Annotated in this window: 9 protein-coding genes; 6 read left to right on the top strand and 3 right to left on the bottom strand. The window is 67.9% G+C overall.

Translation table 11 applies throughout. The features are described from left to right. Positions 1-51: 51 nt before the first annotated feature. The 5 genes from VG502_RS12730 to VG502_RS12710 all read left to right on the top strand — a co-directional run bounded on the left by VG502_RS12730 (position 52) and on the right by VG502_RS12710 (position 7265). Entirely contained in the window at positions 52-864 is an 813-nt protein-coding gene (locus VG502_RS12730; RefSeq protein WP_325550438.1) for a hypothetical protein, read from the top strand. A 196-nt stretch (positions 865-1060) separates the two neighbouring features. Further along, positions 1061-2029, top strand: a complete 969-nt coding sequence (locus tag VG502_RS12725; protein ID WP_325550437.1) for an ABC transporter ATP-binding protein — start codon at positions 1061-1063, stop codon at positions 2027-2029. Next, the gene (locus tag VG502_RS12720; protein WP_325550436.1) at positions 2026-3486 is read left to right on the top strand and encodes an ABC transporter permease; all 1461 of its coding nucleotides are present in this window, start codon (positions 2026-2028) and stop codon (positions 3484-3486) included. Before VG502_RS12725 ends, VG502_RS12720 begins: the two co-directional genes overlap by 4 nt. Positions 3487-3498: 12 nt before the next feature. After that, positions 3499-6297 (top strand): bifunctional YncE family protein/alkaline phosphatase family protein, encoded by a 2799-nt coding sequence (locus VG502_RS12715; RefSeq protein WP_325550435.1) that lies wholly within the window; start codon positions 3499-3501, stop codon positions 6295-6297. Between the two features lie 122 nt (positions 6298-6419). Next, positions 6420-7265, top strand: coding sequence for a hypothetical protein (locus VG502_RS12710; protein ID WP_325550434.1), 846 nt, complete (start codon positions 6420-6422; stop codon positions 7263-7265). A 147-nt stretch (positions 7266-7412) separates the two neighbouring features. On the opposite strand, the gene VG502_RS12705 is transcribed toward VG502_RS12710, so the two are convergent. Both VG502_RS12705 and VG502_RS12700 read right to left on the bottom strand, forming a co-directional pair. Further along, the gene (locus VG502_RS12705; protein WP_325550433.1) at positions 7413-9731 is read right to left on the bottom strand and encodes an MMPL family transporter; all 2319 of its coding nucleotides are present in this window, start codon (positions 9729-9731) and stop codon (positions 7413-7415) included. A 41-nt stretch (positions 9732-9772) separates the two neighbouring features. Continuing rightward, positions 9773-10405: a TetR/AcrR family transcriptional regulator gene (locus VG502_RS12700; RefSeq protein WP_325550432.1), complete on the bottom strand. Its 633-nt coding sequence runs from the start codon at positions 10403-10405 to the stop codon at positions 9773-9775. A 221-nt stretch (positions 10406-10626) separates the two neighbouring features. Between VG502_RS12700 and VG502_RS12695 the strand changes: the two genes are divergently transcribed. Next, complete coding sequence (locus VG502_RS12695; RefSeq protein WP_325550431.1) at positions 10627-11241, top strand: DUF4282 domain-containing protein; 615 nt, start codon at positions 10627-10629, stop codon at positions 11239-11241. Positions 11242-11319: 78 nt separating this feature from the next. Here the strand turns inward: VG502_RS12695 and VG502_RS12690 are convergent, their stop codons facing one another. Continuing rightward, positions 11320-12246 carry a 2-dehydropantoate 2-reductase gene (locus tag VG502_RS12690; RefSeq protein WP_325550430.1) on the bottom strand — a complete coding sequence of 309 codons (927 nt, stop codon included), beginning with the start codon at positions 12244-12246 and terminating at the stop codon, positions 11320-11322. Positions 12247-12272: the final 26 nt, after the last annotated feature.

Below are 12272 nucleotides of genomic sequence, written 5' to 3'. Positions count from 1 at the left end.
TCGATATCGGCACCGTGCGGCCATCCCGGCACTCCGCATTATCCTGGAATCATGCGGTCCGTCACTCGCATCACCGTCTGCACGCTCGCCATTGCGCTCAGCCCTGTCCTGGTTGCGTGCGGATCGACTCGTGCGGTCAGTGTGACGACTGTGACCAACTCCTCGCCCGTGAGCGCGAGCGTGGACCCGAACGCTCCGGTCCCCGATGCCAAGACGCTGGCCGACGACGCGCGCTCGGCATACCGCTCGGCGAAGTCGGCACATGTGCACGCCACGATCGACGAGGACGGTGTCACCCAGACCATCGACATCCGCGGCACGATGGACGGCACGAACCAGGAGCTGTCCGTCAAGGACCCGAGCAGCGGTGACGCCACGCTGCGCACGGTGGACGACAAGTACTACATCAAGGGCAATCAGGACTTCTGGGAGTCGGCGACGAAGTCCAACTCCACGACGGCGGCGCTACTCGCCGACAAGTGGGTGCTCGCGCCGCACGGCATGGAGTCGGACAGCAGCATCAGCAAGCTGACGATCCGCGCCGTGCTCGACGAGATGCTCGGTGACGACGCACTCTCCGACAGCGACCTTGCCGCGATGACCACCAGTCGTGCCTCGGAGAACGGCGTGTCACTGTTCGTCGCGACCGGCAGCGGTCCCGACGAGGACGTCAACACCTTCAAGGTCCTCGCCGACAACACCAACAATGTCGCCGAGGTCTCGGGCGAGTCCGATGACGGCTCCGACGGCACCGCGAAGTTCGACGGCTGGGACACCCAGCGCCATGTCGACGTCCCCAAGGGTTACGTCACATTCCCGTCCCCCGGGTCCGGCCCGGATGCCACCACCGGCCCGACGACCTGAGCCGATCGGCATCGCCTGACGCCGGAATTCGTTCGGCCGTAACCCCGTTCGGCTCCGAGCAGTTCGGCTTGAGCAATTCGGCTCGGGCGCGACTGCAACTTGTGCGCTGCGGTTCGCGCAGTGTTCAAGTCGCGTCCTCCCGCGCGGTATCTCAGGTCCATAGGTTCGGCATGGCTCCGAACCGAGAGATACCCACATGCCCACACCCCCCGCCATCCGAATTCGCGCGATCACCAAGCATTTCGGTGATGTCATCGCCCTCGACGACGTCGATCTCGACATACCCACCGGTCAGATCCACGGCCTCGTCGGCCCGAACGGAGCGGGCAAGACGACGCTCCTCGGGATGCTGCTCGGCCTCACCGCGCCGACGTCCGGCGAGGGCCGGGTCCTCGACCAGCGACTCGCACGCACCCGAGCAGTGCCGAGCGGTGTCGCCGGCTTCCTCGACGGCCCGGGGCTCTACCCGACCCTCACGGCCCGACAGAACCTCACCTCTTCGCTCACCCTCGCCGGCAATCGGCCGAACGACGACGCCGTCGACGAGATGCTGGACACCGTCGGGCTGAGCGCCGTTGCGCACGAACGCGTTCGCGGCTTCTCGCTCGGCATGCGACAGCGGCTCGGGCTGGCTGCTGCAGTGCTCGCCGAGCCGCGCCTGCTCGTCCTCGACGAGCCCGCGAACGGTCTCGATCCGGCCGGCAAGCGCCAGGTGCACGGTGTCCTCACCGACCTCGCGGCACGCGGCACCACCGTCGTCCTGTCGAGCCACCGCATGGATGACGTCGAGGCGTTGTGCGACGAGGTCACGATCCTGGTGACCGGTCGCGTCGCCTTCACCGGCCCGCTGGCCAAGCTCGCCGCCGAGAACGACGCCCTCGACTACCGACTCGTCATCTCGGACCGCACGAAAGCACAACGGATCGCAGCCACGACGTGTGGCATACACCTGCGCGGCAGCGCCGAAGGCAGAGCGGGAGGCAGCGCACCGAACCGGCCACTGCTGCTCAGCGCGACCATCCCTGCCCTGGACGGCCTGATGATCCGCTTGGCAGCCGGTGATGTCGCGGTGCGCGAGCTCACACCTGTCCTCTCGCCCCTCGAGGCCGCCTTCCTCAAGCTGACCGACGACAAGCTGACCGACAACGAGGAGGTCAGCCAATGACCGGGATCTCGATACGCTCCTCCGTCGCTACTCGATCCGCGTCCGGGGGCGAGCCCGGCGCGACCCGATCCGCGTCCGGGGAGGAGCCCGGCGCTACTCGATCCGCGTCCGGGGGTGAGTCCGACGCGACTCGATCCGCTTTCCCATCCGCCTCCACCGCCCGCGTCTATCGCTTCGAACTGACGAAACTGTTGTCCCAGTGGCGGATTCGCATCCTCGTGGCAGCCTGCTGGATCGCACCTGCGCTCTTCGTCGCCGGTGTCAGCCAGCAGAGCAGCCTGCCGGTGGACACGCTCTTCGGCCGGTGGATGCACGACACCGGTTGGGCGGGAGCGCTGGTGACGCTCGGCTTCTCCGGCACCTGGGCGTTGCCGCTGCTGACGTCCGTCGTCGCCGGGGACGTCTTCACCTCCGAGGACCGGCTCGGCACCTGGCGGCACCTGCTCGTGGCAGTCCGCTCCCCGCGGCGCATCTTCGCCGCCAAGGCACTGTCGAGCCTCACCGTGCTGGTGGCGATGGTCGCCGGGCTGGCCGTGTCGAGCTCGGCCGCGGGCGTCCTCGTGGTCGGCAACAATCCCCTGATCGGGCTGGACGGCCACACCCTCTCCGCCGGCGAGGCAAGCAGTCGTGTCGCCCTGGCCTGGTTGTGCGTGCTGGCGCCGACGCTGGCGCTGGCCGGACTCGGGCTGCTCGGCTCGGTCCTGTTCGGTCGCTCGCCGATGGGTCTGCTGCTGCCGGCGGTCGTGGCCTTCGCGATGCAGCTCGCCCAGTTGCTCCCCCTGCCGGTCGCGGTGCGGCTGGCACTGCCGGGCTCGGCCTTCCTGTCCTGGAACGGCCTGTTCACCGAACCGGCCCAGCTCGGGCCGATCCTGACGGGCGTTGTCGTGAGCATCGTGTGGGCGCTGGTCGCCACGACGCTCGCGTATGTCGTCTTCGCGCGCCGCGACTTCAGCGGCACCGGTCACGACACCGCCGGGCGCCGGGCGATCACGGTCGGTCTCGTGCCGATCGCCGCCCTCCTGGTCGTCGGCACGCTGGCCGTTGCGCCATACAGCTCCATCAGCGGGAGCGGCATCACCCAGCACAAGGTGAACCGTTCGGTGGCAACGGCTTTCGCGCATCTCTACCGCGTGCAGGCGACCCAGTTGCACTATCCGGCGGTGACCGAGGCGCAGCTGAGGACCTCCGCCTCCTGCAACCGCGGTGGCGGGACGATCACCCCCGAGGGTGCCGGCAACGACTGGCGTTGTGTCGTCAGCTGGCGCCTGCCCGGCTCCACTGCCGTCGGTCAGGCCATCTACCAGCTCGACCTGCACCCGGACGGCCGTTTCATGGCCGACGGTGACGGGCCCAAGCAGGTCAACGGCTACTTCCTCGTGCACACCGCGGACGGCGATGTGCCCAATCCCCTCTGGCAGTTCGACGCGAACGTCGACCTGCTCTCCACCCACTCCTGAAAGGCAATCCCCATGCAGGTGACCCGGCAGCACCGTGCCGCCAAGGCACGCATCCTCGACCGTCGAAAATTCCGCATCGCCATCGCCGGGGCCGCGGTCCTGACGGTCGCGACGGGCGGGCTCGCATCCGCTGCACCATCAGGGCTTTTCGGCGACAAGCAGGTCGGCACCGAATACCGGGACGGCCTCCTGGTCTCGGACAACCAGTTCATCAAGCCGATCGGTGAGCGCCTCGTCACCGAGAACGGCAAGTACATGGGCTCGACGGTCAGCCCGGACGGCCGGTTCGTCGCGGCCTCGAGCACCGACAAGTCGATCGTGCTGCAGATCGTCGACCTGTCGACGTACAAGGTCGTGTGGAAGGTCGGCAAGGGCGCCACCGCCGACCAGCAGCTGGCCGACAAGAGCGTCGGGCAGGAGGGCCCCACCTGGTCGCCCGACGGCAAGTTCGTGTGGTTGCCGGAGACCAACGGGCTGACCCGCTTCCCGGTGAACGCCGACGGCACGCTGGGGACACCGAAGTCGTTCCCGCTCCCGAAGGTCGATGGCAACTCCGCGCTCCCCGGCAAGTCCGCCTACTCGGCCGACGGCAAAACGCTCTACGTCCCGCTCAACGGCCAGAACACAGTGATCGCAATGGATCCCGAGACGGGCGCGGTCAGCAAGACCTGGAACGTCGGCATCGCCCCGCGCCAGATCCTGCCGGTGGGCTCCAAGCTCTATGTCAGCAACGAGGGCGGCCGCCGCGCCACAGCAGGTGACGACACGATGACGTCATACGGCACCGACGTCCCGGCCGACGGCTACAAGGGCACCTCGACGACCGGCACCGTCAGCGTCATCGACACCACCGACGCGTCGGCCACGCCGGGCAGCATCGACGTCGGGCTACACCCCACCGACCTGCACCTCTCCGGCTCCACGCTGTATGTCGCAAACACCAACAGTGACACCGTTTCCGTGGTCGACACGACCAGGAACAAGGTCGTGCAGACCATCGAGACGCGTCCGTGGGCGTCCTCGGACGTCGGCTACGCCCCGACGGGTATGACGCGCGTCGGCGACCGGCTGCTGGTCACGCTCGGCGGCGCGAACGCGGTGGCGGTCTACGCGGTCGGCAAGAACCCGAAGGAGCCGGCGCGCTACATCGGCCTGCTGCCGACCGATTACTACCCGGCCGCGGTCGACAGTGTCGGCGGCAAGGTGCTGGTGACCAACACCCGCGGCATCGACGCCCGCGGGCCGGCGCTCACCTTCAACGCCGGTCCCGGCACCACGCCGGCCACCGGCCACGGCACGCACAGCACGACCGGATCCTTCACCCGCTTCACGCTGCCCAGCGACCACCAGATCGCGAAGTACACGAAAACCGTTGCGACACAAAACGGTTGGGCGAAAGCGGATGTCAAGCAGGGCGGCAAGGGGAATGTGAAGGCCGTGCCGGTCCCCAAGCGCGTCGGAGACCCCTCGACCATCAAGCACGTCTTCCTGCTGGTCAAGGAGAACCGCACCTACGACCAGTTGTATGGCGACATCAGCAAGGGCAACGGGGACGCGAGCCTCGCCCAGTTCGGCGCGAACGTCACGCCGAACCAGCACGCACTCGCCAACCAGTTCGGCCTCTACGACAACGTCTATGACATCGGCACCAACTCGGCCGAGGGTCACAACTGGATGATGCAGGGCGACAACCCCGAGTACACCCAGTCCAGCGCGGGCGAATACGTCCGCAGCTACGACACCGAGGAGGACGTGCTCGGTCACCAGCGTTCCGGCTTCCTCTGGACCGCGGTGCAGGACGCCGGCAAGACGGCACGCAACTTCGGCGAGTTCCTCTACACCGAGGGCAAGCCCGCGAATTCGACCTGGCAGCAGTACTACTGCGCGGCCAAGTCGGTCGAGGAGGGTGGCGACGCCGGTCAGCTGACCACGCCGGAGCTGAAGGGCAACTACGGCTCGGTGATCCCGTCCCTCAACAAGATCACGAACCCGACGTCGCCGCCGTTCGACACCAGCATCCCGGATCAGTACCGCTACCAGGTCTGGAAGCAGGAGTTCCAGAAGAAGGGCCCGGCCGGCCTCAACATGATGTGGCTGTCCAGCGACCACACCGGTGGTACGGCGGACCCGCGGGCACAGGTCGCCGACAACGACCTGGCCGTCGGGCGGATCGTCGACACGATCTCGCACAGCAAGTACTGGAAGGACTCGGCGATCTTCGTCGTCGAGGACGACAGCCAGAACGGCGCGGATCACGTCGACGGCCACCGGGCACCGGTGCAGGTCATCAGCCCATGGGCCAAGCACGGCGCGGTGGTCAACACCTACTACTCGCAGCTCAACATGGTCCGCACCATCGAGCAGATCCTGGGTGCGCAGCCGCTGAACCAGAAGCTGGCTGCCGCCACCCCGATGTTCGACGCGTTCCAGCAGAAGGCCGACACCAAGCCGTTCAACGCGGTGCCCAACCAGGTGCCGCTGACCGAGGGTGTCGCCACGCCACCCGCCTGCGGTCTGGACACGCTCGGCAAGACCGGTGCCGAGGCGAAGAAGGTGAACGCCGCAGCCGCGAAGCGGACCGCGGTGCCCGCGTCGATGAAGCCGATCGCCGCGCAGTGGCAGAAGTGGAGCGGGAACCAGCACTTCACCGGCAGGAACGCGCGGGCCGACTTCGTGAGCCCGGAGCGGATGAACCGCTGGGTCTGGTACCAGGACACCGGCTGGACCAAGCCCTACCCGGGTGACAGCCGGATCTACACCCCCAGGACCGTGCCCGGCGGGGCGATCCCGCCCACCGGGGACGCCGACTGACGACGCCGACTGACCGACCGCACGGTTGCACGGGGGTTGGCCCTGCCGGCATACGCCGGCAGGGCCTTCCATGTGCTGGTCCCTCGATGGACAACCGCCCACCTTCACGTACGTTGGAGACCATGCGTACCGTCACCAAGATCTCCCAGTTGACCGTCGCCGCAGCCCTCGGCCTCTCCCTGGCTGCCTGCGGCTCCAGCTCCAGCTCCGGTGGCAGCGCGTCCGCCGGCGCCGCCTCGAAGGCGAGCCAGTCCACCGGTTCGGCGACCGGCGGGTCCCCTGAAACGAGCTCAGCCACGAGCTCGGCCGGCGCGTCCTCCTCGGCGGCCGGCGGCGACCAGGCCGGTGTCCCCGACGCCAAGACCCTGGTGCACGAGGCCCGAGCGGCATACGGCTCGGCGAAGTCGGCCAAGCTGCACGCCGACATGACCGACACCGGCCAGAAGGAAGTCATCGACATCCACGGCGCGATCGACGGCACCAACCAGGAGGTCACCATCGCGACGGCCGACGAGGGCACCGCGACCATCCGCACCATCACCCGGACCAGCAACTTCATCAAGGGCGACAAGACGTTCTGGACGAAGTCCTCGGGTGCTCCGGCCGCGACCGCCGGCCTGCTGGCCGACAAGTGGGTCGTCGCCCCGCCGAGCACCTCGAAGGGCCTGGACGAGCTCAGCATCAAGGCGATCCTGGACTCCGTGATGGGCCCGAAGACGGTCAGCGACGCCAAGCTGGCCACCGCCAAGACGGCGAAGTCCACGGTCGACGGCAAGGACGTCTACGTCATCACGACCACCAAGGGCAACACCATCACCATCAGCGCCGACAAGAAGTACGTGCTGGAGGTCAACAGCGAGAAGGGCACCTCGTCCTCGAAGGGCAAGATGACGCTCGACGGCTGGGACGCGCAGCCGAAGGTCGACACGCCGCCGAACCCCATCAAGGTCCCGTCCGGCGCCAAGTGAGCCACATCGACATACGGAAGCGGCCCGGTGAGCATCACGCACACCGGGCCGCTTCGTTGTGTATGGCGAGAGGTTATGCCTTCCGGCCGAAGGACGGTTGTCGGCTCAGTCGAGAGCTGACACGAAGACGAGGAACGAGTCTTCGGGTCAGGCCTTCGCCAGCGCCTCGTCCTCGTCGCGCGGCTGGGACGCCTGCAGCTTCTTGGCCAGGCCCTCGCCCTCGACGTCGACGCGCGGCAGGATCCGGTCCAGCCACTTCGGCAGCCACCAGGCCTTGTCGCCGAGCAGGTACATGACCGCCGGGATCAGCATCATCCGCACCACGAAGGCGTCGAAGAAGACCGCCGCCGCGAGCGCGAAGCCCATCGACTGGATGAGGCTGTTGCTCTGCAGCATGAACGCGGCGAAGACCGAGATCATGATCGTTGCCGCCGCGGCCACGACGCGGGCGCCGTGCCGGAAGCCGTCGACGATCGAGGCGCGGGCGTCGGCCCCGTGCACGTAGGCCTCCCGCATTCGGGTGACCAGGAAGACCTGGTAGTCCATCGCGAGCCCGAAGACGATGCCGATCAGGATGATCGGCATGAAACTGACGATCGGCTGCCCCTCGACGATCCCGAAGAGGCCGTCCTGGAAGACCGCGACGGTCGCGCCGAGCGTCGCCAGCACCGAGAGCAGGAAGCCCAGGGTCGCGGTGAGCGGCACGAGGATCGACCGGAAGACGATCATCAGCAGCAGGAACGCCAGGCCGATCACGACCGCCAGGTACTTCGGCAGTGCATCGGTCAGCTGGGTGGACACGTCGGTCTGCACGGCGGTGGTGCCCGTGACGCCGACCTGTGCGCCGGTCTTCTGCTCGATGCTCGATTGGCCGTTCCGCAAGTTGTTCAGCAGGTCCAGCGTCGACTGATCGTCGGCGCCACCCTTTGGCGTGATGAGGATCTGCGCGCCGGACTTGTCCTTGTTGACGGCGATGATCTGGGCGTTGACCACATCCTGCTGGCTGCCGGCCCAGCCCATGACCTGGCCGTATGCCGCCATACGCTGCTGGTCGCCGTGGATCTTGCTGCCGTCGACGACGGTCAGCAGCGGGGCCTGGCGGCCGGCACCGAACGACTCGGTGATCATGTCGGCGGCCTTGCGCTGCGTCGTGGACGACGCCGCGGTCGAGTCGCTCGGCAGGGCGAGGTGCAGGTTCGTCATCGGCACCGCGAGCCCGCCCAGCACGACGATCACCAGACCGACGATGATGGCCGGTTTCTTGCCGAGCAGGTTGGCCCAGCGGACACCGTTGTTGGTGGTCCTGCCGTCCGCAGCGACCTTGTCCTGGCGCTTGCGCAACTGCGCACCGAACGCCTTCGACTTCAGCATGCCGAGCACGGCCGGCAGCAGGGTGAGCGCGACACAGACCGCGAAGAACACGGACCCGGCAGCGGCCAGCCCCATCGAGGTCAGGAAGGGTATGCCGACCACGGACAGCGCGCAGAGTGCGATCAGCACGGTCAGGCCGGCGAAAACGACTGCGCTGCCTGCCTTTCCGACGGCGAGTCCGGCAGCGTGCGCCCGGTCGTCGGTCTCCCGCAGCTCGGTCCGGTAGCGCGCCAGGATGAAGAGCGTGTAGTCGATGCCGACGGCGAGGCCGATCATCGTGGCCAGGATCGGCGTGGTCGTGCCGATCGTCGTGAAGCCGGTGGCGAACTGGATGGCGAGCTCGCCCATCATCACGCCGACACCGGCGGAGATGATCGGCATACCGGCTGCGACCAGCGAGCCGAAGGTGATGAAGAGGACGAACGCGGCGACGATGATGCCGAGCAGCTCGCTGCTGCCGCCGGTCTCGGGCATCGCCTGCATGCCGGAGCCGTTGGCCTCCGTCTGCAGTCCGTCTGCGCGGGCGGTCTCGAGGGTCTTGAGGACGTCGTCCTGCGTGCTTGCCTTGACGTCGGCGACCGTGTCGACCTTGAAGTTCCAGCTGATCGTGCCGGTGCGGCCGTCCTTCGACAGCGGTGAGACGGCCTGGGCGTTCTTCTTCGCGGCTGCCTGCTGCTGCGGGCTCTTGCCGGCCTGCTGCAGGATCTGCTGGCTCTGCGCCTTCGCCGCCACGACCGGGTTGACCGGCTGGGCCTTGGCGTCGGTCGGCATCTGCGGGACCTTCTTCAAGTCCGCGATCAGGTCATTGACCGCGTTCTTGTACTTGGTCTCCTGCAGGGTGTGACCCTCCGGCGCCGAGACCACGACCGTCGCGGCCGCCTGGTCCTGCACATCGCCGGTGCCGGGGAAGAGCTTCTGTTGCATGGTCTGTGCCTGCAGCGACGGAATGCCCGGAATGCTGAACTTGTCGACCATCGGCTTGCTGACGCCGATCGCCAGGGCGCCGAAGCCGACGAGCACGATCGCCCAGGCGGCGATGAACATCGGCCACCGGCGATAGGCGGTGTGACCCAGCCGGTAGAGCAGGGATGCCATGAGAATCCTTCGGATTGTGGGTTTTGGCGAAATGCTGAGGGTCAGGCGAGCAACCGGCGGACCGTCTGCAGGTTGTCGCGGAAGATGTCGGGGATCTCGCGCTTGACCTGGCCGGTGCTGAACTGGTGCAGCGAGATCTTGAAGATCCCGGCGAGCACGCTGAGGAGGAGGTGGTTCTCCGGGTCGTCGGCGGGCCGCCCCGAGCGACGCGCGAGGAGCTCGAGGATTCCCTCGGCGAAGCCCTCGAAGTTCTGTTGCGCCGCGAAGATCAGCTTCGGGTTGGCCTCGAAACAGCGGCGCGCCACGACCCAGTCGTCGGGCTGCAACGGAATGTCGGTGCTGGCCCGCAGCACACCCAGCGCGAGCGCCGCCACGTCGTCGACGAACTCCCCCGTAGGGCCGCCGGCGAGAAACGTGTCGATGTCGTCCTGGGTCAGCTGCGGACCACCGCCGAGCGTGGCCTCGAGTTTGCCGTCGAAGTAGTTGAACAGCGTGCGTCGCGAGACGCCCGCGCGTTCGGCGAGCTCGTCGAGGGTGAACTCGTCATACCCCTTGTCGGCCGCGAGTTCGCGGGCCGCGCGGGTGATGGCGTAGGTCGTCCGTGCCCGCTTGGCGGACATCGGCACCGCGATGCGCAACCGCGGTGCCGAGTTCGTCGAGGGCGAGTGGAACATGAGAACCAGTTTTGCCCTTTGCGGCATCAAAGTGCAAATTTGCTGTATGTGATGTGCGCCTCATGCCGGCGCGCGGCGCGCGCGTGATGCCGGGCGATCGTCCGAGAGCGCCACCGATCCCCGATCCATCGGTGGGTTCGTTGGACGCCTTGCCGATGAGCAGGTTGGATGGGAGCTGACAAGGGCACCGGATGGGGCCCGGACGACAGAGGAGGGAACGTATGTCGACGCCCGCAGGTGGCTCGTGGAACAACGATCAGCAGGGGCAGGGTGGCCAGCCGGGCCAGGGAGCTCCGCAGGCCGGCCAGGGTTACCAGGGACAGAGCCTGGGTCAGGGATTCGGCCAGCAGACCCAGCAGGGTTACGGCCAGCCCGCACAGCAGGGCTACGGCCAGCAGCCGCCACAGGGTTACGGCCAGCCTGTTGACCAGGGCCAGCAGGTCGACCCTGGGCACGCGCAGGGCCAGCACGGTGGCTTCGCAGGTGGCGCTCAGCAGTTCGGCGCCGACGCGGGTCAGGTCGTGTCGGGTGCCGGCGAGGGGGTCGGAGACCTCTTCTCGGACCTGCAGTTCAAGAAGTCGCTGACCGAGAAGATCGCCAGCCTGACCTTCCTGGGCGTGATCGTCTGGGCGGTCCTGAACTTCATAAGCAAGCTGACCTACAACTTCGGCAGCCAGGACTTCGGCGGCCAGGACGTCAAGAACATGAGCACCTTCTCCGGGATCATGCACACGCTCTCGGACCTGGTGTGGCTCATCGTGATCGTCGCGATCGTCCGCCTGGCGCTCGAGCTCGCGATCAACGTCGCGCGCATCGCGCAGCGCAACAAGGCCTGAGCAACCCGTCGCACGCGAGGAGCGGCCGCACCCCGTCACGGGTGCGGCCGCTCTTTTCGTGCGGGTCGGGTGCGCGGGTCAGGCGGGCGTCCCGCCCTGCGTGTATGGCGAAAGGGCGGCCGCCAGCGCCCGGCACGTCGGTGTCGGCACACCGACCGCCTCACCCATGGTGACCACGCCGCCGCCGAGCCACGGCAGCTCCAGCGCGTTGCCGTGTGTCAGGTCGTAGTGCATCGACGAACCCATCTGCTCCGGAAGGGTGTCGATGAAGTCCATTTGCCGGTCCACATAGTCGGCGGGCAGCACCACGCCCCGCGCGCGTGCGACGGCGACGGTCTCCTCCATCAGGTCGCGCAGCAGCCGCCGCGTCGAGTCGTTCGCGCGGAGCACGCCGATCGGCTGCCGTGCAGCGCTGGTGGCCGACGACAGCGCGACCAGGAAGACGAACTTGCGCCATACGGCGGCGTCGATGTCGTCGCTGACCTCCACCTCGACACCGGCGTCGCCGAGGGCCTGTTGCAGGGCGTCGACCGTCGCGCTGGGCGGGCCGCCATACGTGCCGACGACGATGCGCGCGAGCGACCCGTTGTGGCGTATGACGCCGGGCGCCTCGATGGCGGCCGAGATGTAGCAGACCCCGCCGAGGATCTCGGTCGCCGGCAGGTGGGTGCGCAGCAGCTCGTCCTTCTGCACGCCGTTCTGCAGCGACAACACCGCTCGGGGTCCGGTCGGCAGCTGCGCGAGCTGCCGGGCGACGTTCTCGGTCTCGCCCAGCTTCACCGCGATCAGCACCAGGTCGACATCGCCGATCGCTCGCACGTCGTCGGTGGCCTCGACCTCGGTCAGCCGCACCGGATGGTCGTCGCTGACCACGGTCAGACCGCCCTCCCGCAGCGCCGCGAGCTGTCGGCCGCGCGCAACGAAGACGACGTCGTGCCCCGCCGCCGCGAGTTGCACACCGAAATAGCCGCCGACCCCGCCGGCCCCGATCACTGCGATCCGCATGGTTTCCTCTTTCCGCCGCCGAACGA

This window comes from Flexivirga sp. (assembly GCF_035551235.1).
GTDB lineage: Bacteria > Actinomycetota > Actinomycetes > Actinomycetales > Dermatophilaceae > Flexivirga.
The sequence above is the reverse complement of the archived record's forward strand: the minus strand, read 5'-3'. Positions and strand labels throughout refer to the sequence as shown.